Origin of the sequence: Arthrobacter sp. STN4 (assembly GCF_024539665.1) — a bacterium.
Taxonomy (GTDB): Bacteria; Actinomycetota; Actinomycetes; order Actinomycetales; family Micrococcaceae; genus Specibacter.
Genome location: NZ_JAKZGX010000001.1, coordinates 131,613 through 152,229 on the forward strand (window position 1 = coordinate 131,613; position 20,617 = coordinate 152,229).

20 protein-coding genes are annotated in these 20,617 nt (G+C 68.1%); 15 read left to right on the top strand and 5 right to left on the bottom strand.

Translation table 11 applies throughout. From position 1 onward, the window contains the following. The first annotated feature begins 25 nt into the window (after window positions 1-25). The 5 genes from MMF96_RS00670 to panC all read left to right on the top strand — a co-directional run bounded on the left by MMF96_RS00670 (window position 26) and on the right by panC (window position 4,585). Window positions 26-541 carry a DUF3180 domain-containing protein gene (locus MMF96_RS00670; RefSeq protein ID WP_256127790.1) on the top strand — a complete coding sequence of 172 codons (516 nt, stop codon included), beginning with the start codon at window positions 26-28 and terminating at the stop codon, window positions 539-541. A 46-nt stretch (window positions 542-587) separates the two neighbouring features. Further along, window positions 588-1,115, top strand: a complete 528-nt coding sequence (locus MMF96_RS00675) for a PH domain-containing protein (RefSeq protein WP_256882224.1) — start codon at window positions 588-590, stop codon at window positions 1,113-1,115. Continuing rightward, window positions 1,112-2,668, top strand: coding sequence for a PH domain-containing protein (locus MMF96_RS00680; protein ID WP_256882225.1), 1,557 nt, complete (start codon window positions 1,112-1,114; stop codon window positions 2,666-2,668). The genes MMF96_RS00675 and MMF96_RS00680 overlap by 4 nt, the downstream gene beginning before the upstream one ends. Continuing rightward, complete coding sequence (locus tag MMF96_RS00685) at window positions 2,658-3,581, top strand: Rossmann-like and DUF2520 domain-containing protein (RefSeq protein WP_256882226.1); 924 nt, start codon at window positions 2,658-2,660, stop codon at window positions 3,579-3,581. Before MMF96_RS00680 ends, MMF96_RS00685 begins: the two co-directional genes overlap by 11 nt. 77 nt (window positions 3,582-3,658) lie before the next feature. Further along, the gene (panC, locus tag MMF96_RS00690) at window positions 3,659-4,585 is read left to right on the top strand and encodes a pantoate--beta-alanine ligase (protein ID WP_256882227.1); all 927 of its coding nucleotides are present in this window, start codon (window positions 3,659-3,661) and stop codon (window positions 4,583-4,585) included. 109 nt (window positions 4,586-4,694) lie between these two features. On the opposite strand, the gene MMF96_RS00695 is transcribed toward panC, so the two are convergent. The 3 genes from MMF96_RS00695 to MMF96_RS00705 are packed head-to-tail and all read right to left on the bottom strand — an operon-like array spanning window position 4,695 to window position 8,052. Continuing rightward, a complete protein-coding gene (locus tag MMF96_RS00695; protein WP_176616324.1) occupies window positions 4,695-5,645 on the bottom strand; it encodes a ribokinase in 951 nt (316 codons plus the stop codon). Continuing rightward, window positions 5,642-7,072: an MFS transporter gene (locus MMF96_RS00700; protein ID WP_176616325.1), complete on the bottom strand. Its 1,431-nt coding sequence runs from the start codon at window positions 7,070-7,072 to the stop codon at window positions 5,642-5,644. Before MMF96_RS00700 ends, MMF96_RS00695 begins: the two co-directional genes overlap by 4 nt. Then, window positions 7,069-8,052: a nucleoside hydrolase gene (locus MMF96_RS00705; protein ID WP_256127791.1), complete on the bottom strand. Its 984-nt coding sequence runs from the start codon at window positions 8,050-8,052 to the stop codon at window positions 7,069-7,071. Before MMF96_RS00705 ends, MMF96_RS00700 begins: the two co-directional genes overlap by 4 nt. A 213-nt stretch (window positions 8,053-8,265) precedes the next feature. On the opposite strand from MMF96_RS00705, the gene MMF96_RS00710 reads away from it, so the two are divergent. From MMF96_RS00710 to dhaM, 9 genes are all read left to right on the top strand, one after another. After that, window positions 8,266-9,330, top strand: a complete 1,065-nt coding sequence (locus MMF96_RS00710) for a LacI family DNA-binding transcriptional regulator (RefSeq protein ID WP_256127792.1) — start codon at window positions 8,266-8,268, stop codon at window positions 9,328-9,330. A 134-nt stretch (window positions 9,331-9,464) separates the two neighbouring features. Continuing rightward, a complete protein-coding gene (gene lysS, locus MMF96_RS00715; protein WP_176616346.1) occupies window positions 9,465-10,913 on the top strand; it encodes a lysine--tRNA ligase in 1,449 nt (482 codons plus the stop codon). A 13-nt stretch (window positions 10,914-10,926) separates the two neighbouring features. Further along, window positions 10,927-11,088, top strand: a complete 162-nt coding sequence (locus tag MMF96_RS00720; RefSeq protein WP_176616326.1) for a hypothetical protein — start codon at window positions 10,927-10,929, stop codon at window positions 11,086-11,088. A gap of 82 nt (window positions 11,089-11,170) precedes the next feature. Then, window positions 11,171-11,509 (top strand): Lsr2 family protein, encoded by a 339-nt coding sequence (locus MMF96_RS00725; RefSeq protein ID WP_176616327.1) that lies wholly within the window; start codon window positions 11,171-11,173, stop codon window positions 11,507-11,509. Between the two features lie 217 nt (window positions 11,510-11,726). Beyond that, window positions 11,727-14,216, top strand: coding sequence for an ATP-dependent Clp protease ATP-binding subunit (locus MMF96_RS00730; protein WP_256882228.1), 2,490 nt, complete (start codon window positions 11,727-11,729; stop codon window positions 14,214-14,216). Between the two features lie 112 nt (window positions 14,217-14,328). Next, window positions 14,329-14,850 carry an amino-acid N-acetyltransferase gene (locus MMF96_RS00735; protein ID WP_256882229.1) on the top strand — a complete coding sequence of 174 codons (522 nt, stop codon included), beginning with the start codon at window positions 14,329-14,331 and terminating at the stop codon, window positions 14,848-14,850. A 124-nt stretch (window positions 14,851-14,974) separates the two neighbouring features. Beyond that, on the top strand, window positions 14,975-15,973 hold the full coding sequence (gene dhaK / locus MMF96_RS00740) for a dihydroxyacetone kinase subunit DhaK (protein ID WP_256882230.1): 999 nt from the start codon (window positions 14,975-14,977) through the stop codon (window positions 15,971-15,973). Beyond that, the gene (dhaL, locus tag MMF96_RS00745; protein ID WP_176615364.1) at window positions 15,974-16,756 is read left to right on the top strand and encodes a dihydroxyacetone kinase subunit DhaL; all 783 of its coding nucleotides are present in this window, start codon (window positions 15,974-15,976) and stop codon (window positions 16,754-16,756) included. Then, complete coding sequence (gene dhaM, locus MMF96_RS00750; RefSeq protein WP_256882231.1) at window positions 16,753-17,613, top strand: dihydroxyacetone kinase phosphoryl donor subunit DhaM; 861 nt, start codon at window positions 16,753-16,755, stop codon at window positions 17,611-17,613. Before dhaL ends, dhaM begins: the two co-directional genes overlap by 4 nt. 133 nt (window positions 17,614-17,746) lie before the next feature. Here dhaM and MMF96_RS00755 read toward each other — a convergent pair whose 3' ends face one another. Further along, window positions 17,747-18,679, bottom strand: a complete 933-nt coding sequence (locus MMF96_RS00755; RefSeq protein ID WP_176615362.1) for an A/G-specific adenine glycosylase — start codon at window positions 18,677-18,679, stop codon at window positions 17,747-17,749. 93 nt (window positions 18,680-18,772) lie between these two features. On the opposite strand from MMF96_RS00755, the gene MMF96_RS00760 reads away from it, so the two are divergent. Beyond that, window positions 18,773-19,471, top strand: coding sequence for a hypothetical protein (locus MMF96_RS00760; RefSeq protein ID WP_256882232.1), 699 nt, complete (start codon window positions 18,773-18,775; stop codon window positions 19,469-19,471). Between the two features lie 19 nt (window positions 19,472-19,490). On the opposite strand, the gene disA is transcribed toward MMF96_RS00760, so the two are convergent. Beyond that, on the bottom strand, window positions 19,491-20,558 hold the full coding sequence (gene disA, locus MMF96_RS00765; protein WP_176615360.1) for a DNA integrity scanning diadenylate cyclase DisA: 1,068 nt from the start codon (window positions 20,556-20,558) through the stop codon (window positions 19,491-19,493). Between the last annotated feature and the right edge of the window lie 59 nt (window positions 20,559-20,617).

Consider the following 20,617-nt stretch of genomic DNA (forward strand, 5'->3'; position numbering starts at 1 on the left):
AACGCAAGGAACGGGTGAGGCAATCATGAGGAGCACAATGCGGACCATCCGGCCTGCATGGCTGGTGGTGGCGACGGCGGTCCTGGGCGTGGCCGGGTGGACCACCACGGAACTGACCTCGCGTGCCAGCCTGCCCCTGCCGGTGCTGCCCCTGAGCTCGCTGGCCACGATGGGGCTGATCGTGCTGGTCTGCCTGATTTTGGGCTTCAAGGTCCGGCACTGGCGCGACGGGCACCGCGACCGGGTCCTGGACCCCCTGATCGCTGCACGCACCCTGGTGCTGGCGCAGGCCTGCGCCTATGCCGGGGCCGTGCTGCTTGGCTGGCACCTGGGCATCCTGGTGGACCAGCTCCCCACCATTCCGCTGCGCGGTGAGCTCGGCCCCATCTGGAACATGATCGCCCTGGGCGGCGGGGGGATTGTTATGATTGTGGTGGGCCTCGTGGTGGAACGCTTCTGCAAGCTTCCGCCCGACGACACCGAAACCGCCGGCACACCGCGCGAAAAACGGGACGGCCGCGGGGAGGAAGAATTTGCCTAGCCCGGCCACCCCGCCTCCCCCCGTTCCGACCGGCCCCGTTCCGCCCGTGCCGGTCGTGCCCGTCCACGCCAGCGCCATCGATCCCGAGGGGCTGGCGTTCCGGGGCGTGTCCGGCAGGCTTGCCACGCTCCGCCTGATCGAGCGGGGCCTGGGCGGGCTGGTCCTGTTTGTCATTTCCGCGCTTCCGCTGGTCCTGAGGCTGGCCGGGGCGTGGGACGGCTACCCTGCCTGGCTGGCCTGGGCGCTGCCGGCCGCCGTGCTGGCGGTGGTCCTGTGGGTGTTGGCGCTCGTGCCGCGCCAGGTGCGCGCCATCGGCTACGCCGAACGCAACGAGGACCTCCTGCTCCGCCACGGCATCCTGTTCCACCGGGTCATGGTGGTCCCCTACGGGCGGATGCAGTATGTCGACGTCACGATGGGGCCGCTGGAGCGGGCGTTGGGCCTGAGCAGCGTCCACCTGCACACCGCCTCCCCCGGAACCAATGCCGTGCTTTTTGGCGTGCCTGCCACCGAGGCCGCACGGCTCCGCGAGCAGCTTTCGGCCCGCGGCGAGGCGAAACTGGCCGGGCTGTGAGCGATCCGTACCCCGGGACCACCTTCCACACGGACAGCCCCGACACCTGGCACCGCGTCCATCCCGTCTCGCCCCTGGTGCGCGGCTGGGTGGCCGTGGCCGCAGTGCTGTTCATCTTTGGCCGCAACGCCCTGGACTCGCTGTTCACCGGCAGGCCCGGCGCGGGCGGGCCGTCCGCCGGCGCCCCGCCCGCGGTGATCGCCGTGGTGGTGGGAGCCGCCGTCGTCGTGTTTGGGGCCGGCTTCTTCCTTTCCTGGCGCTTCACCCGCTACCAGGTGACCGACGACCACGTCCACATCAACTCCGGCGTCATCTTCCGCCAGCAGCGCAGGGCCCGCATCGACCGGGTCCAGTCCATCGACGTCGTCCAGCCGCTGGTGGCCCGCGCCTTTGGCCTGGCCGAGCTGAAGTTCGACGTGGCCGACGGCGGGAGGTCGGCCTTCCGCCTCTCCTTCCTCAAGCTTGACGAGGCCAAGCGGCTGCGGGCGGCCATCCTGGCCCGCGCCGCCGGCGTGGCCGTGGATCCGGGGGAGCCCGGCCAGGTCGCGGAGGCGCCGGAACAGCACGTGCTGGCCCTGGGCCCCGGGCGCATCATCGGCGCCACGGTGTTCAGCAGCCTGAGCATTGTGACGCTGGCGGTGCTGGGCGCCGCCATTGCCCTGGCAGCGTGGAGCGGGGAACCCGGCGTGTTCATCGGCTCCATCCCCATCTTCCTTGGCTTCGGCGCCTCCTACTGGAAAGCCATCACCGGCGACTACAACTTCCGCGTGGCCCTCTCGCCCGATGGCGTCCGCCTCCACTACGGCATGCTCGAGACCCGGGCGCAGACCATCCCGCCGGGCCGCGTGCAGGCGGTGGGCATCAGCCAGGGCCCCGTCTGGCGGCCCTTCGGCTGGTACCGGGTCCACGTCAACGTGGCCGGCTACGGGGACGACCGCTCCGACCACGGCAACCGCACGGTGCTGCTGCCCGCCGGCACCATTGACGAGGTCATGGCCGTGCTGTCCCTCGTGTTCCCGGACCCCGGCGTGGACAACCCCTTTGAGGTCTTTGCCGCCGGGCTGCGCGGACCGGGAAACCGGCACGGCTTTGTCCACTCCCCGCCCTCCGCACGGTGGATCGACCCGTTCGCCTGGCGCTACAATGCCTACCGGGCCACGTCCACGGCGCTGCTGTGCCGCCACGGGGTCATCTTCCGGCGCCTGGAGGTGGTCCCGCACGAGCGCACGCAGTCGCTGAGCCTGCGCCAGGGCCCGCTCATGGCAGCCCTGGGACTGGTCGACTTTGAGCTCCATTCCACCGTTGGCCCCATCAAGCCCCTGGTGCACCACGTGGCGCTCGACGCCGGCCGCCGCCTTTTCGACGAACAGGCCGCGCGGGCCGCAACTGCCCGCCGCATCCACAGCGCCGAGCACTGGCTCGCCCCGCCGCCCCCGCCGGCAGGGCCGCCCCCGCCGGCAGGGCCGCCCCCGCCGGTCGAGTCGGAGTCGGTCGAGACCCCCGCCCCGTCGTCCGCCCCACCCCACGCACAGGAGAACCTCCATGGCCATTAAGCCCGGCCGTCTTGGCATTGGCATCATCGGCGCCGGAAAGGTGGGGGCCGTGCTGGGCGCGGCCCTGCGCGCGGCGGGGCACGCCGTCGTCGGCGTTTCAGCGGTCTCGGAGGCTTCATTGGAACGGGCGGAACTGCTGCTGCCCGGGGTGCCGGTGCTGGAGATTGCGGACATCGTGGAACGCTCCGAACTCGTACTGCTGGCTGTGCCGGACGATTCCCTGCCCGGGCTTGTCTCCGGCCTGGCCGCGACCGGCGCGTGGCAGGGCGGGCAGCTGGTGGCGCACACCTCCGGGCGGTTCGGCACGGGCGTGCTCGCGCCGGCCAAGGCTGCCGGGGCCATCGCCCTGGCGATACACCCGGCCATGACATTCACGGGCATGAGCCTGGACCTCACCCGGCTGGCCGACTGCTGCTTTGGCATCACCGCGGAGCCGGCCATGCTGCCCGTTGCCCAGGCGCTCGTGGTGGAGATGGGCGCGGAGCCGGTGGTCATTGCCGAGGCGGACCGCGTCCTCTACCACGCGGCCCTGGCCCACTCCTCGAACCACCTGGTCACCATCGTGTCCCAGGCGGCGCAGATCCTCGGGGACATTGGCGTGGAGTCGCCCAACCAGGTCCTCGGGCCGCTGCTGCGGGCGGCGCTGGAGAATGCGCTGGCCTCGGGGGAGTCAGCGCTGACGGGGCCCGTGGCCCGCGGCGATTCCGGCACCGTCGCCTCCCACACACAGGCCCTCCGCGAGCACGCCCTCGACACTGGTTCCGCGGACATCCTGGACGCCTACGTGGCCCTTTCCGCCGCGACGGCGGCCCGGGCCGCCCGCCGCGGCCTGCTCTCCGCGGAATTGTTCCTGGGCGTCCAGGCCGCCCTCACCGCGGACGACGCCGGACCCTCCACCGGCCCGGGCAGCTGACCCTTCCCCGCCGTCCCCGGTCCGGGCAGCCCGCCCCGGCCCTCCAAACTGCCGCACCACTGAAGAAAGCGACCGACATGAGCACCACCCTGGTTACCACCATTGCCGAACTGAAGGCACTCAGCGCGAAGCTGCTGTCCGCCGCCCCCGACCCGGCCGGGCGCGGCGGCGGGACGCTGGGCCTGGTGCCCACCATGGGCGCGCTCCACGCGGGCCACGCGGAACTGGCCAGGACCGCGGTAGCGGAGAACGACGTCGTGGTGGCCAGCGTTTTCGTCAACCCGCTGCAGTTCGGTGACCCGGCGGACCTGGAGCGGTACCCGCGCACCACGGACGCCGACCTCGCCGTGCTCGACGCCGCCGGGGTGGACGTCATGTTCGCCCCCTCCGCTGCGGAGATGTATCCGGGCGGGGAGCCCGCGGTGCGCATCACCGCCGGAAAGCTGGGGGAACTGTACGAGGGAGCGTCCCGCCCCGGGCACTTTGACGGTGCCCTGACGGTCGTGGCCAAGCTCCTCCACGCCGGCCGGCCCGACACCGGCCTGGCCCCGGCCGATGCCGCCGGGCGGCAGTCCTACCGGGCCTACTTTGGGCAGAAGGACGCCCAGCAGCTGGCCCTCGTGCAGCGGATGGTGGCGGACCTGAACTTCCCCGTGGACATTGTGCCCGTGCCCATTGTGCGCGACGGCGACGGACTGGCGCTTTCGAGCCGGAACCGCTTCCTGTCCGACGGGGAGCGCGACGCCGCCCTGGTGCTCTCTCGCGCACTGCGGCTGCTGCGCCGGCGTGCCGACGCGCACGAGCCGCTGGACATTCCCTCGGCCGAGGAGCTGGTGCACATGACGCCCGGCGTGGAACTGGACTACCTCGAGGTGGTGGATCCGGACACGCTGGCCGTCCGGGCCGAAAACTGCCAGGACACTCCCTTCACCGGACGGGCCCTGGCGCTCATCGCCGCCCGGGTCGGATCGGTCCGCCTGATAGACAACGTCACGCTCGGGTAGGGTGCCGTGGGTTTATGCGCCGGACCCGCCGCCAGTTGTGCGCATGAGCGTTTATGCGCCCAACCCGCGGCGGGTTGGGCGCATGCCGGATGCGCTGAGGGCCCCCGGCTCAGGCGGCCAGTGCCGCCGCCACCTCTTCGGCGTTGGGATAGGCCGTCTGCGTGCCCTTCCTCGTGGCGGCCAGCGCGGCTGCCACGGAGGCGTAGCGGGCGGCGTCGGCCAGGGAATCGCCGGCGGCCAGGCGGGCTGCCACGGCGCCGGTGAATGCATCGCCGGCCCCCGTGGTGTCCACGGCGTCGACCACGGTCGGCGCAATGCGCACCACGGGGTGGGCCCGGTTGGTTGAATCCAGCACCACCGATCCGTCGGAGCCCAGCGTCACGAGGACCTGCGCCAGGCCGCGGCCGGCAAAGTGCGCGGCGGCGTCGAGCCAGTCGGACTCGGGCGCGTCGGCCGCCGGCATGGCCGGCCCGCCCAGGAACGCCGAGGCCTCGTGTGCGTTGACCAGCAGCACGTCGGTGAGGTGCGCCAGCGCGTCCCCGACCGGGGCGTAGGGCGAGAGGTTCAACAGGACGGTGGCGCCGGCGTCGTGCCCGGCCTGCGCGGCGGCCCGGACCGTCTCCAGCGGCACCTCCAGGCACAGGCAGACAACGCCGGCGCCGTCGAACAGGGCCGGGGCCATGGCGTCCGGGGACAGGGTGCCGTTGGCGCCGGCGGAGATGATGATGCTGTTTTCCCCGCTGTCCTCCACCGAGATGACCGCGACGCCGGTGGGCCCGTCCACCCGCCGCACGTGGCTGACGTCGACGCCGGCCCCGGCCGTGGAGGCCACCAGCATGTCGCCGTTGGGGTCGCGGCCCACGGCGCCAATCAGCGTGACGGCCCCGCCCAGCCGGCCTGCAGCCACGGCCTGGTTGGCGCTCTTGCCGCCAGGGTTCACGGCAAAGCCGCTGCCGTGCAGGGTCTCGCCGGGCAGGGGCAGGCGTTCGCAGTAGATGGTGAGGTCGGCGTTAAGCGAGCCGGCCACCACAATGCGGGCTCCCGGGGCGGGGACACTCACGCGTCAACCTCCGCGTCAACCGGCTTGGGCACCAGCAGCGACGCGGCCAGGGCGGCCACCGTGACGGCCAGGGCCACCACGACCACCGTGGTGTAGGACCCGACGACACCCATGGACCCCGTGGCGACCAGGATGGCCGGCAGCACCAGGAAGCTGAGGCCCGCGCCCAGGTTGAAGGCGCCGGCGTTCATGCCCGGCAGGAAGCCGGGGTTGCCTTCGGGGGAGAGGACCACGCCGAGACCGTTGAGCATGATGTTCACCGTACCGGCGTACATGATGCCCAGCAAGACCGTGCCGGCGATCATCAGCGGCAGGCTGTGCAGGCCCAGGAAGCCGATGACGGCCAGGGCCACAACGCTGCCCACCAGGCCGATCCGCAGCATCTTGGTGTACCCGAGCACGGGTGCCAGCCGGCCGGTGATGGGTCCGAAGATCCAGCCGAGCAGGGCGTAGGGGGTCAGGATCAGCAGGCTCATCTCGGTGGCGCCAATGTGGAAGCCGGGATCGGCCGCCTGGACGAAGGCGGGCACAATGCCATTAATGACGGCGAAGATGCCGGTCATGGTCAGGGTGGTGGTCAGCAGCGGCGCCCAGGTGGAGCGACGGCGCAGGTGCACAATCTCCACCATGGGCTGCCGGGACCGCTTTTCCACGGCCCAGAAGGCCATGAACGCGGCAACCGCGACGACGGCCAGCACCAGTGCGGTGACGAGCGGGCCGGCGGTGATGCCGCCCACCAGCTTGGTGGCCTCGTTGAGGGCGGTCAGCAGGGCGCCGACGGCCACCACGATGAAGAACACGCCCTTCCAGTCCATGCGGGTGCCCGCGCCGGGCTTGCTTTCCCCGGCAAGGACGGCCAGCAGCACCGTGGCGACGGCCGCGATGGCCACCATGAGCCAGAAGATGCTGCGGAAGCCGAAGTGCTCGGCAAAGTAGCCGCCCACAAACGAGTCGATGCCGGCAATGCCTCCGTTGACCGCGGTGATCAGGCCCATCAGGACGCCGTACTTCTTCGGGTCCTTCACGGCCGAGCGCAGCATGATCAGGCACAGCGGCACCGTGGGGCCGGACACGCCCTGGATGATGCGGCCCACGAACAGCCAGGTGACGTCCGGGGCCAGGGCCGAGACCACGGAGCCGATCCCCATCAGCGCCATCATGGCGATGAGCACCTTCTTGCGGCCGATGATGTCGCTCAGGCGCGGCAGGAACAGGGAGAACACGGCGGCGGCGGTGAAAAACCAGGTCTGCGACAGGCCTATGGCCGCCTGGTTGGTGTGCAGTTCCTCGCCCATGGTGACCAGGGCGGGGCTGAGCATGGAGGCATTGAGCTGGAACGCCACGCAGGCGGTCAGCATCGCCACCATCAGCGCGGTGACATTGGCCGAGCCGTTGCGCATCCCGGACTTGAGGGTTTCGGCGCTCATGCGGCCACCTCGCCAATGCGCACCAGGGCGTCGGTGACCAGGTCCCAGAACTTCTTGTGGTCCAGCTCAACGGCGACGGAGGTCTTGCAGTCGGCGGGGGCAGGGGCGCGGAAGTCGGCCACGGTCATGCCGAGGGTCAGGGCGCCTGTCAGCTCAATGTCCACGGGCACCTTGCGGGTGGTCATGACGGTCGGGTCGATGACGTAGGCGACGGCGCAGGGGTCGTGGACGGGCGGGTAGTCAAAGCCCTGGGCGTCCTTGTAGGTCTTGGTGAAGAATTCCATCAGTTCCATGACGAACTTGGCCGGCTTGGTGCCCACGGCCTCGATCCGGGCCACCACATCCGGGGTGGCCAGCGCCTGGTGCGTGAGGTCCAGGCCCACCATGACCACGTTCCAGCCCGCGTTGAACACGATGTGGGCGGCTTCGGGGTCGATCTTGATGTTGAACTCGGCCACGGCGCTCCAGTTGCCCACGTGGTAGCCGCCGCCCATGAGGACGACTTCCCTCACGCGTTCCACGATGCGCGGTTCCTTGCGGGCGGCCATGGCAATGTTCGTCAGCCCGGCCGTCGGCACCAGGGTCACGGTGCCGGGCTCGTGGGCCATGATGGTCTCAATGATGAGGTCGACGGCGTGGCGCGGGTCCAGCTCGATCGTGGACTCGGGCTGGTCCGGGCCGTCCATGCCGCTGTCGCCGTGGATGTCGGGGGCGTTCTCGATGCTGCGCACCAGGGGGCGGTCGCAGCCGGCCGCGAACGGGACGCCGGTGATGCCGGCGATGGTCCCCACGGACAGGGCATTGCGGGTGACCTTTTCCAGCGTCTGGTTGCCAACCACCGTGGTCACGGCCAGCAGTTCGATGGTGGGGTTGCCGTGGGCCAGGAGCAGCGCCACGGCGTCGTCATGGCCGGGGTCGCAGTCCAGGATGATTTTCCGGGTTGCGGTGGCAGCTGGCTGTTGTGGCAGGTTGGCGTTCAATGTTTCTCCACGTCTTTGGGGCGGCAGCACCCGGGGGTGTTGCGTCTTCTGGGGTTGGGCGTTGTTTAGGGTGTTCCGGGCCGGCGTGCGGGGAACCTGAAAATAAGTGTGGCACTGAAACGTGATGGACGTCAAGCGCTTAACGTTAGGTTCGTCAAGCGTTTGACGTGCCGTATGGACGGGGATTGCGCCCGTGCCGGATACCATCGATGCATGGAGCCAGCCACAAACCCCCGGCACGACGGCACGCGGCCGGCCCGCGTCACGGCCGCCATGGTGGCCGCGAGGGCGGGCGTTTCCCCGGCCACCGTTTCCCTTGTCACCAGCGGCAAGACCGCCGGCCGCGTCTCGGCGGAGAACATCGCCAAGGTGGACCGGGCCGTCAACGAGCTGGGCTATGTTGTGGACAGCCTCGGCAGCTCCCTGGCCAGGGGGCGCAGCAACATTGTGATCCTGGTGGCCCCGGACGTTTCCAACCCCTTCTTCGCCCGCGTGATCGACGGTGTCCGCGAAGAGATTGGCGCCGGGTTCCAGCTGCTGCTTTCCGTGACCGAGGCCGGCCGCACACCCACCCTTGAGGTGGTGCGCAACCTGTTGTCCCTGCGCCCGGCCGGGCTGCTCGTGGACGCACCCAGCGCCGATTTCCTGGCCGGGTTGCCGGCGGCCGGACCCATGGTACTCCTGGACACCGCGGGCGTGGAGAGCGCCATGCCGTCCGTGAACCTTGACGTCGCCGGCGGCGCCGTCATGCTCGCGGACCACCTGGCGGACCTGGGGCACACCACCGTCGCCTACCTGGACGGCACCACGGGGACAGACACCTTCCGCGTGCGCCGGGAGGCCTTCTGCCGGCACGCCCGGGAGCGCGGGATCGACGTGGTGGCACAGGCGGAAACCACGATCGACGTCGCTGCGGCCGCGGACGCCTTTGACACGGCCTGGCCGCAGTGGCGGCGGATGGGTGTCACCGCCGTGGTCTGCAGCACCGACACGCACGCATATGGGGTGCTGCAGGAGGCGCGCGTGGCGCGGCTGTCGGTTCCCGGGGAACTGGCCGTGACCGGCTTTGACGACCTGCCGTATTCGGCGGCCTCAAGCCCCGCCCTGACCACCGTCCGGCTCCAGGCCGCCGAACTTGGGCACGCCGCCGGACGCCAGCTTTTGCGCCTGCTGGCCGGAGAGGACCTGGGTGCGACGGCGGACGGGCACAGCCTGATGCTCGCCAGCGAACTGGTGGTCCGCGGATCCACCGCCGGCTCCCCGCACGGCCGGCCGTAGGCGCAGCCGCCGGGCCTGGCTTCCACCCGCCCTGCACCCGGCACGGAGGGTTCATTCAGATTCACCAACTAAACTATTGGATTGTGAGCGCAGAAAATACCGTGACCCTCGAGCCCAGTGACGTTTCCGAACAAATGCACGTCCGCATGGAAAAGCGGGCCAAATTGCTGGAGCAGGGCGGCCAGGCCTACCCGGTCGGGGTCGGGCGGACCCGCACGCTTGAGGAAATCCGCGAGAAGTATCCGGAGCTTGAGGCGGACACCGGCACCGGAGAATTCGTCGGCGTGGCCGGCCGCGTGGTCTTTATCCGCAACACCGGCAAGCTGTGCTTTGCCACCCTCCAGTCAGGCTCGGGCGTGCGCCTGCAGGCCATGCTCTCGCTGGCCAATGTGGGCGAGGAGGCGTTGGCCGGCTGGAAGTCCCTGGTGGACCTGGGTGACCACGTCTTCGTACACGGTGAAGTGGTCAGCTCCCGGCGCGGCGAACTGTCCGTCATGGCCGACTCCTGGCAGATGGCCTCCAAGGCCCTGCGCCCGCTGCCCGTGCTCCACGCCGAGCTCTCCGAGGAAATGCGTGTGCGCCAGCGCTATGTGGACCTCATCGTCCGCGACGCCGCGCGCAAGCAGGTGCGCACCCGCTCGGCCATTGTCAAGGCCATCCGCGACACCCTCGACGGGGAGGAATACATCGAGCTGGAGACCCCCATCCTCCAGCTCATCCATGGCGGCGCCGCGGCGCGCCCCTTCCACACCCACCTCAATGCCTTTGACCAGCCCATGACGCTGCGCATCGCCATTGAGCTTTACCTCAAGCGGGCAGTGGTGGGCGGCCTGGATAAAGTCTTTGAAGTCGGACGCATTTTCCGCAATGAGGGCGTTGATTCAACGCACAGCCCCGAATTCACCATGCTTGAAGCATATGAAGCCTATGGCGACCAATTCACCATGGCCAAAACCATGCAGCGAATCATTCTCGCCGCCGCCGACGCCGTGGGATCACGCACCATTGAAACCCCGCGCGGGCAGATTAACCTCGACGGCGAATGGCCCTGGCTTCCCGTGTACAAGGGCCTTGGCGACGCGGTGGGGCAGGAAATAACCCCCGATACCACGGCCGTGGAATTGCGTGCCATTGCCGCCCGGCACGACGTGAAAGTTGATCCGGCGTGGGATGCGGAAAAGCTGGTGGTTGAATTGTTTGGTGAAATTGTTGAACCGACAATCATTCAGCCGACATTCGTCTGCGATTATCCGCCGTCCGCGCAGCCTCTGGCCCGCCCGCACCGTGACAAGCCCAACCTCATTGAGGCCTGGGACCTGATCATTGACGGCAAGGAAACAGGCACGGCATTTTCCGAACTCGTCGACCCCGTCATCCAGCGTGAACGCCTGACCGAGCAGTCCCTGGCGGCAGCTTCAGGGGATCCCGAGGCCATGCAATTGGATGAAGACTTCCTGCGCGCCCTCGAATACGGCGCCCCGCCCATGGGTGGACTGGGCCTGGGCATTGACCGTCTGGTCATGCTCTTTACCGGCGTGGGAATCCGAGAGGCCATCCTCTTTCCCCTGATGAAACCTGAGTAGAAGCGGCAAGGTTATGGAATATATCGCAGTTATCGTCCCTTCATTGGGCGTTGGCGTGCTTTTTTACTTCGCAATGAAGGCAATATTCAATGCCGACCGGGCCGAACGGGAGGCCTTGGCGCAGGCCGAACGTGAAGCCGAGCACAACAGCGAGCTTCCCTCGAATAATTCCTGACGCCATTCTTTGACGTGGGGTGGTTTACGCAGCATAATTTAAATGACGGAAACTTCAAATAAATGTGAGGCGATAATTACCCATGGCACAGAAGATTCATGTAACTCTGGTCGACGACCTTGACCAGAGCCCTGCGGATGAAAACGTCACCTTTGGCCTTGACGGCATTAGTTATGAGATAGACCTTTCCGCGAAAAATGCCGGGGAATTGCGTGAGGCGCTGGCAAAGTACATTGGTGCCGGACGCCGTGCCGGCGGACGTGCCGTCCGGGGGCGCGGGACGGCCACGGCGGCGCCCAAGTCCAAGAGCGACGTTGCTGAAATCCGCACCTGGGCCAAGGACAACGGCTACGAAGTGCACGAGCGTGGCCGCATCCAGGCAGAGATCCGCAACGCGTACTACGCCGCGCAAGGCGCATAAAAGAACGCATTCAGCGCACGCAGGGCCGGCAATTGCCGGCCCTGCGTGGCGCAAAGACGGCAGGGCACCCCACCGGGCGGCCCCGCCGTCGTGCTTTAAAAGGACCGCCAAGGGCAGCGGCGTCCGCGGCATCCATATTTCCCCTGTGGCGAACAAGCCCCCACGACCGGCCGGCACTGCGTAGCATCAAAGTACGCAGTAAAAGGAGTGTGGCGAAATGTTTGAGCGATTCACTGATCGAGCCCGTCGTGTTGTTGTGCTGGCCCAAGAAGAGGCCCGCATGCTCAACCACAATTACATCGGCACGGAGCACATTCTGCTCGGCCTCATCCACGAGGGTGAAGGTGTTGCTGCCAAGTCCCTGGAATCCTTGAACATTTCCCTGGACGCCGTCCGGGAGCAGGTACAGGAGATCATCGGGCAGGGACAGCAGGCCCCCAGCGGGCACATCCCGTTCACTCCGCGCGCCAAGAAGGTGCTGGAACTCTCGCTGCGTGAAGCCCTGCAGCTGGGCCACAACTACATTGGCACCGAGCACATCCTCCTCGGCCTGATCCGCGAGGGTGAAGGCGTCGCCGCGCAGGTGCTGGTCAAGCTCGGCGCCGACCTGGGCCGGGTGCGCCAGCAGGTCATCCAGCTGCTCTCCGGCTACCAGGGCAAGGAGCCCGTCGCCAGCGGCGGCCAGCAGCAGGAAGGCACCCCGGCAGGCTCGGTGGTGCTGGACCAGTTTGGCCGCAACCTCACCCAGGCTGCACGGGAAAACAAGCTTGACCCGGTGATCGGGCGCGAGCACGAGATGGAACGCGTCATGCAGGTCCTCTCCCGCCGCACCAAGAACAACCCGGTCCTGATCGGTGAGCCCGGCGTCGGCAAGACCGCCGTCGTCGAGGGCCTGGCCCAGGCCATCGTGCGCGGCGACGTGCCGGAAACCATCAAGGACAAGCAGCTGTACACCCTTGACCTGGGTTCGCTGGTGGCCGGCTCGCGCTACCGTGGTGACTTTGAGGAACGCCTGAAGAAGGTCCTGAAGGAAATCCGCACCCGCGGCGACATCATCCTGTTCATCGACGAGATCCACACGCTGGTGGGTGCCGGGGCAGCGGAAGGCGCCATTGACGCGGCCTCCATCCTCAAGCCCATGCTGGCCCGCGGTGAACTGCAGACCATTGGCGCCACCACGCTGGACGAGTACCGCAAGCACATTGAGAAGGACGCCGCGCTGGAGCGCCGTTTCCAGCCCATCCAGGTGCAGGAACCGTCCGTGCCGCTGACCATTGAAATCCTCAAGGGCCTGCGTGACCGCTACGAGGCACACCACCGCGTCTCCATCACCGACGACGCCCTGACGGCCGCCGCCACCCTGGCGGACCGTTACATCAGCGACCGCTTCCTGCCGGACAAGGCCATCGACCTGATTGACGAGGCCGGTGCCCGCCTGCGCATCCGCCGCATGACGGCCCCGCCGGAGCTCAAGGCCATGGACGGCGAAATTTCGGCCGTGAAGAAGCGCAAGGAAGACGCCATCGATGCCCAGGACTTCGAGGGTGCCGCGGCCCTGCGCGACGACGAGCAAAAGCTCATCAGCGCCCGTGCCGAAAAGGAGCGCCTGTGGAAGTCCGGCGGCCTGGATGACATCTCCGAGGTGGATGAGGAACTCATCGCCGAGGTGCTGGCCAATTCCACCGGCATCCCCGTGTTCAAGCTGACCGAGGCGGAGTCCACGCGACTGCTGAAGATGGAAGAGGAGATCCACAAGCGCGTGATCGGCCAGGACGAGGCCATCAAGTCCATCTCCAAGGCCATCCGCCGCACGCGGTCCGGCCTGAAGGACCCGAAGCGCCCGGGCGGCTCGTTCATCTTCGCCGGCCCCACCGGCGTCGGCAAGACCGAGCTGGCCAAGGCGCTGGCCGAGTTTCTCTTCGGCGACGAGGACGCGCTGATCACCCTGGACATGTCCGAGTACTCGGAGAAGCACACGGTCTCGCGGCTGTTCGGTGCCCCTCCCGGCTACGTCGGCTACGAAGAAGGCGGGCAGCTGACCGAAAAGGTGCGCCGCCGCCCGTTCTCCGTGGTCCTGTTCGACGAGGTGGAGAAGGCCCACGCGGACCTCTTCAACTCGCTGCTGCAGATCCTCGAGGACGGCCGCCTGACGGACAGCCAGGGCCGGGTGGTGGACTTCAAGAACACCATCATCATCATGACCACCAACCTGGGCACCCGCGACATCTCCAAGACCGTGGCCACCGGCTTCCAGTCCGGCTCGGACACCCAGACCGGCTACAACCGGATGCGCGCCCGGGTCACGGAAGAGCTCAAGCAGCACTTCCGCCCCGAGTTCCTCAACCGTGTTGACGACGTGGTGGTGTTCCCGCAGCTGACCCAGGAAGAGATCATCGAGATCGTCGACCTCATGGTGGGACGCCTCGAGGGCCGCCTGGCCGACAAGGGCATGGGCATCGAGCTGACGCCCGCCGCCAAGGTCCTGCTGGCCACCCGCGGCTACGACCCCGCCATGGGTGCCCGGCCGCTGCGCCGCACCATCCAGCGCGAGATCGAGGACCACCTCTCCGAGAAGATCCTCTTCGGCGAGATCAAGGCCGGGGACATCATCGCCGTGGATGTTGAAGGCGAGGGCGACGACGCGCAGTTCACGTTCGTTGGCACCGCCAAGCCGAACATCCCGGACGCCATCACCGCCTCCGCCTGACCTGCGGCAACGCACGACGCCGGTGGCCCGCCTTCCCAGGCGGGCCACCGGCGTCGTGCGTTAAGGCGTGCCGGGGCGTCAAGGCGTGCCCGGGCCGTCATAGACTGAAGCGGTGACTGCTGAAACCACCTCCCCCGCCATTACGCTCCGCCCGGCCCGGACCACCGACGTCCAGGCAATCAAGGACCTGGTGGCGCCGCTGGCCGAACAGCGAATCCTGATCTCCAAGGAATCGGTCACCTATTACGAGTCCATCCAGGAATTCATCGTGGCCGAGATCGACGGCGTGATTGTCGGCTGCGGCGCCCTGCACGTCATGTGGGAGGACCTTGCGGAGATCCGGACCCTGGCCACCGCCCAGGAATGGCGCGGCCGCGGGGTGGGGCATGCCCTCGTTGAACGGCTGCTGGAACACGCCCGCAGGGTTGGCGTCAGCCGCGTGTTCTGCCTGACGTTCGAGGTGCCCTTCTTCATCCGGCACCACTTTGAGGTGATGGCGGACCAGAGTGCCGTGGACCCTGCCGTCTACATGGAACTGCTGCGCTCCGCCGACGAAGGCATCGCCGAGTTCCTGGACCTTGCCCGCGTCAAGCCGAACACCCTCGGCAACACGCGCATGATCCGCAGCCTCTAGGCACGGCGCGCCTGCCCCTACCAAGCGGCAACCCGGCCGGGTAGTGTTCAAGGCAGGGGGCACCCGCACTTCAGCTGCGCACGCCGCCCGGTTATGCTCACCGTTCGACCCGGAGGATGCCGTCATGAAAAAGCTCATCAATGATCCCAAGGACGTTGTGGATGAATCGGTGGAGGGGTTTGGCCTGGCGCACGCCCACCTCGTCACGGTCCACCCCGACCCGCTGTTTGTCTCGCGCAAGGTGCCCAAGGCCGGCAAGGTGGGGCTGCTGTCCGGCGGCGGCAGCGGGCACGAGCCCCTCCACGCCGGCTATGTCGGCTTTGGGATGCTCGACGCCGCCGTCCCCGGCGCTGTTTTCACCTCGCCCACCCCGGACGCCATCATTCCGGCGACCGCCGCCGCAAACTCGGGCGCCGGCGTCGTACACATCGTGAAAAACTACACCGGCGACGTCCTCAACTTTGAAACGGCCGCCGAGATGGCCCAGGCCGACGGCATTGAGGTGCGCACGGTCCTGGTGAACGATGACGTCGCCGTGGAAGACTCGCTGTACACCGCCGGGCGGCGCGGCGTGGGCGGCACCGTCCTCGTGGAGAAGATCGCCGGCGCCGCGGCCGAACGTGGCGACGGGCTCGACGCCGTTGCCGCCCTCGGCCAGCGGGTGGTGGACAATGTGCGCACCATGGGCGTGGCGCTGTCGGCCTGCACAGTCCCGCACGCAGGCGTGCCGAGCTTTGAGCTGGGCGGGGACGAGATTGAGATTGGGATCGGCATCCACGGCGAGCCGGGCCGGCACAGGATCCCCATGGAAAACGCCGACGGCATCACCGAGCGGCTGCTGGAGCCCGTCCTCACCGACCTCAAGCCGGCGGCAGGCGAGAAGATCCTCTTGTTCGTCAACGGCATGGGCGGCACCCCGTCCAGCGAGCTGTACATCGTCTACCGGCACGCGGTGAAGGTGCTGGAAGCGGCGGGGCTGGTGGTGGAGCGGTCACTCGTGGGCAACTACATCACTTCCCTGGAAATGCAGGGCTGCTCCATCTCAGTGCTGCGGCTGGACGACGAAATGACCGAATTGTGGGACGCGCCCGTCCACACGCCGGCCCTGCGATGGGGGATGTAAATGGCGGACAACGGCACGGCAGGAACACTGGATGTGGCCTGGGCCATCGACTGGCTGCGCCGCAGCGCGGCCGTGGTCGCGGAAAACCGGGTGGCGCTGATCGAGCTCGACCGGGCCATCGGCGACGGCGACCACGGCGAAAACCTGGACCGCGGCTTCACGGCCATCTTGGCGAAGCTTGACGAAGAACTGCCGGCCACACCCGGTGCGGCGTTCAAATTGGCCGCCCTGACGCTCATGTCAAAGGTGGGCGGGGCAGCCGGTCCGCTTTACGGCACCGCCTTCCTGCGGGCCGGCACCGCTGTAGGCGACGCCGCCGTGCTGGATTCGGCACTGCTGGTTGCGGCGCTGACGGCCGCACGGGATGGCGTGGTGGCGCGCGGAAAGGCCGAACTTGGCGACAAAACCATGATCGACGCCTGGACCCCCGCCGTGGACGCAGCCGCAGCAGCCGCTGACATGGGTGGTGCCGCAGGAGGCCCCTTTGCCGGCGCTGGCGGACCCGGCGGTGCTGCCGACGGTGGTGCAGGCAGTGGTTCCGACGGCGCATTCGGTGCTGACGTCGGTGGTCCGGCGGCCGTGCTGGCAGCCGCTGCGGAAGCAGCCGAGGCGGGTGCCGCGGCCACGGACCCGCTCATTGCGCACAAGGGCCGGGCCAGCTACCTGGGAGAGCGCGCCATCGGGCACCGGGATCCGGGTGCGGCGTCGTCTGCCCTGATCCTGCGCGCAGCAGCCGATGCCGCGGCTGCTGCGTCGCCGGCCGCGTCCGAGGCCGGCGCATGAGTGTTGGGCTGGTCATCGTTTCGCACAGTTCCCAACTGGCCGCGGGAGTTGTGGAGCTGGCAGCCCAAATGGCACGCGACGTGGTGCTGGTCCCCGCAGGTGGGACCGACGACGGCGGCATTGGGACCTCGCTGGACAAGGTCATGTCCGCACTGGGTGAAGCGGACGGAGGGGACGGCGTGGTGGTGCTGACGGACTTGGGATCGGCGGTCATGACGGCGGAATCTGCGCTGGAATTCATGGGTAACCCGGGAAATGTTGTCCTTGCTGACGCGCCGCTCGTGGAAGGTGCCGTGGCGGCCGCCGTGGCCGCCCAGTCCGGTGGCGCACTTGCCGTGGTACGGAAGGCTGCGGAGACGGCGCTGAATCTGCACGGCGCGGCTGCCGGTGCCACCGGTGGTGCAGCCGCCAGCATGGAAGGCGGTGAGCCCGGTGGTGCAGTCGCGGGGGTCGCGGCCGCCGGCGGCAGGGAGGCCATGGGCGGGGGACCAGGCCCGGGGACTGCGGACGGGGGACCAGGCCCGGGCACTGCGGACGGGGGTGCTGTGGGCGCACGATCCGCGGCCGGTAGCGCACCGGGGCCAGGCGCGGCCCCGGACGGCGCAGTGACAGCGGTCTTGACCCTGATCAACCCGCTCGGACTGCACGCCCGCCCGGCGGCCGCCCTGGCCGGCGCCCTGGGCGCCATGGACGTGGACATTGCCATCAACGGTGCCGACGCCCAATCGGTGTTCCTGCTCATGGCCTTGGGAGCCGGCAAGGGCACCAAGCTGAACGTCACTGCCACGGGACCCGACGCCCAACACGCCGTGGATCTGGTCCGCAGCGAAGTGGAAAACGGCTTCGGCGAGCTTTGAGCACCGGCAGGTCCACGCAGCTGACAGGCTGAGGCAGACCGCGAGCCTGCGCGGGTCCACATGATGGGGGCCGGTGCCCGGAACGCCAACCCCCGTCCCACGCCGTCGCACTGACCCCGTCGCACTGACCCCATCAGTGCGGCAGGTGGTAGCCATCCTCCGAGAGCTGGGCCAGGCCGTCGGTGACGAGGCCCGACAGGGCCCGTTGCAGCTGGGGTGCATGGGTGTTCAGGCCGTGCAGTTTGTCCAAGGCCGCCGTGACTTCGTCCCGATGCCCCGTCCGCGGTGCCGCGGCTGCAACCTCCGCCTCCGGGCCCCAGAGGAGTTCGGCGTGGACGGGGGAGTCCGATGCCCGAAGCACCGCCATGACGGCGCCGCGCACCTGCCTGTCAGTCCCGGCCCAGGGCTGGCCCTTGGGAATGTAGGTGGGCTCCGGCTGGCCGGCGGCGATCCAGGCACATTGGCCCATGACGGGGCAGAGCCCGCACTTGGGGCTGCGCGCCGTGCACACCAGGGCGCCCAGCTCCATGACGCCGGCATTCCACTCGACCGATTCGACCGGATCCCCGGGCAGCAGCTCCGCGGCCAGTGCCATCTCGGCGGCGGTCAGCGACGGGGCGGGCAGGGCCTGGCCAATGACCAGCCGTGCGTGGACGCGGCGGATGTTGGTGTCCACCACTGTTTCCCGCCGGCCAAAGGCAAACGCGGCCACGGCTGCAGCCGTGTACGTCCCAATGCCGGGAAGTGCCAAAAGTTCGTCATAGGTGTCCGGGACTGCGCCGTCGTGCCTTTGGACAATCTGTGCCGCAGCGGCATGCAACCTCAGCGCCCGGCGCGGATAGCCCAGCCGGCCCCAGGCACGCAGCACTTCGGCCTGGGACGCCGCGGCGAAGGCAGCGGGGCTTGGCCAGCGCGCCATCCACTCTTCCCAGACTGGCTGCACGCGGACCACGGGCGTCTGCTGGAGCATGATTTCACTGACCAGGACCCCCCACGGCTGGCAGTCGCCGCGCCACGGCAGGTCCCGGGCCGTTTCACGGAACCATTGCCGGATTTCCTGGTGCACCGTCTCTCCTTTGCAGCGTGTGTAAGCAGTACAACTGTAGCGAAAGCGGCGTGGTTGGCACGGCGGCGGCCCAGCCTTCGCTAGGGTTGATGCGTGGCTACATCAGGGACGAACAAGCAGGGCGGCAATGCGGCGCAGCCTGCCCGCCGGCCCAAGGTGTCGGCCAAGGTCTACCGGCGCCGCCGCCAGGTGGTGGGTGTTTTGGCGTTCATTGTGCTCGCCCTGCTGGTGGTGGGCGGCATCGGGATCGCGAACCTTTTTCGGGGTGCCGGTGCGTCCGACGCCGGAAACCCGGCGGCCGCCGTTTCATCCACGAGTGCCCCCTCGGACACCACGTCGACTGGTACAACTTCAGATGCCGCCAGCCCGGCCCCGTCGGCTGCACCACCGGCCACGCCGCCGTCGGGCGTGTGCAATGAAGCGGGCATCAAGGTCAGCGGAGCCGTGGACAAGACGTCATACGCTGCCGGCGTTGATCCGACACTGTCCCTGCGGGTTACGAACACCGGCCCTGCGCCTTGTGACATCAACGTGGGAACCAGCCAGATGGAATTCAAGGTCACGAGTGGCGCTGACATGGTCTTCAATTCCAAGGACTGCCAGGCCGACGCGTCCAACCTGGTCAAGAACCTGATGCCGGGCGCATCCGAGACGGCCAAGTTCACCTGGAAACGGAACCGGAGCACTGCCAACTGCGCCAAGGTCACGGGGACGCCCGTGGCCGGCACCTACGTGTTTGTGGCGACCCTGGGCAAATGGTCAAGCGAACCCGTCAGGTTCGACCTCCAATAGGAGTCCGCGCCTAGAGGAACTACAGGAAACGATCCAGCAGGCTGGCCTCGGCAATGCGCGACAGCCCCTCGCGCACCGTGCGGGCCCGCAATTCACCAATGCCGTCGACCGCCATGAGGTCGTCAATCGTGGCGGCCATCAGGTTCTGCAGCCCGCCAAAGTGGTCCACCAGGCGGCCGGCGACAGCACCTGGCACGGCCTTGAGTTCCGAGACCAGCCGGTAGCCCCGGGGTTGGATGATCGACTCGAGTGAATCAAGGGTGGACAAGCCCACCACGCCCGCAATCAGGTTGAGGTTGATCAGGCCGGCCTGGTCAATATCCTGCAGGGCGGCAACCGCCTGGGCGACATCGGTCGTCTCAGGGTCGGTGTAGTCGCGGATCACCATGTCGGCGCCCGACCCGCGGGTTGCCGTCAACTCGTCGAGCTGCAGCGACAGCAGGCGGCCGTCAACGCCGAGTTCAAGCACGTATTGGGCAATTTCCTCGGAAATTCGCCGCACCATTTCGTGCCGCTGCAGCGTCACAGCCACGTCGCGCACCGTGACCATTGCCTCAATTTCCAGCGCCGACAACGAGCTTGTCACCTGGTCAAGGCGTGCACGGTAGCGTTCCAGGGTGGCCAGGGCCTGGTTGGCCCTGGCCAGCACCTTTTCCGAGCCTTCGAGAACGTAGCGCAGGCCATCGACGTACAGGGCGATGATCTGCATCGACTGGCTGACTGAAACCACCGGAACACCGCTTTGGATGGCAACGCGCTCTGCGGTGCGGTGGCGTGTGCCCGACTCCTGGGTTTCGATGCTGGGGTCCGGAACCAGCTGGACGGCGGCCCTCAGGATCCTGGTGACGTCCTTGTCACACACGATGGCACCGTCCATTTTCGCCAGTTCGCGCAGCCGGGTCGGGGCGAAGTCGATGCCAATCTCGAACCCGCCGGAACACAGGCTGTCAATGGTTTTGTCCGAACCCAGGACGATCAGGGCTCCGGTGCGCCCCCGAAGAATCCGTTCGAGTCCGTCGCGCAGCGGGGTTCCCGGGGCAACTCGGGCGAGAGTGGCTTTCAGGGCCTCTTCGGGGCTGCGAAGCATTGACGAATCCTTTATTTCGAGCGCGGGAATCCGCACAAGTTCCATTGCCATAATAGTGT

Coding starts and splice junctions, on each gene's coding strand:
- lysS (WP_176616346.1), top strand. CDS start 9,465: ATGCACGTCCGCATGGAAAAGCGGGCCAAATTGCTGGAGCAGGGCGGC.
- panC (WP_256882227.1), top strand. CDS start 3,659: ATGAGCACCACCCTGGTTACCACCATTGCCGAACTGAAGGCACTCAGC.
- MMF96_RS00710 (WP_256127792.1), top strand. CDS start 8,266: ATGGAGCCAGCCACAAACCCCCGGCACGACGGCACGCGGCCGGCCCGC.
- dhaM (WP_256882231.1), top strand. CDS start 16,753: ATGAGTGTTGGGCTGGTCATCGTTTCGCACAGTTCCCAACTGGCCGCG.
- MMF96_RS00725 (WP_176616327.1), top strand. CDS start 11,171: ATGGCACAGAAGATTCATGTAACTCTGGTCGACGACCTTGACCAGAGC.
- MMF96_RS00670 (WP_256127790.1), top strand. CDS start 26: ATGAGGAGCACAATGCGGACCATCCGGCCTGCATGGCTGGTGGTGGCG.
- MMF96_RS00720 (WP_176616326.1), top strand. CDS start 10,927: ATGGAATATATCGCAGTTATCGTCCCTTCATTGGGCGTTGGCGTGCTT.
- dhaK (WP_256882230.1), top strand. CDS start 14,975: ATGAAAAAGCTCATCAATGATCCCAAGGACGTTGTGGATGAATCGGTG.
- MMF96_RS00730 (WP_256882228.1), top strand. CDS start 11,727: ATGTTTGAGCGATTCACTGATCGAGCCCGTCGTGTTGTTGTGCTGGCC.
- disA (WP_176615360.1), bottom strand. CDS start 20,558: ATGCTTCGCAGCCCCGAAGAGGCCCTGAAAGCCACTCTCGCCCGAGTT.
- MMF96_RS00685 (WP_256882226.1), top strand. CDS start 2,658: ATGGCCATTAAGCCCGGCCGTCTTGGCATTGGCATCATCGGCGCCGGA.
- MMF96_RS00700 (WP_176616325.1), bottom strand. CDS start 7,072: ATGAGCGCCGAAACCCTCAAGTCCGGGATGCGCAACGGCTCGGCCAAT.
- dhaL (WP_176615364.1), top strand. CDS start 15,974: ATGGCGGACAACGGCACGGCAGGAACACTGGATGTGGCCTGGGCCATC.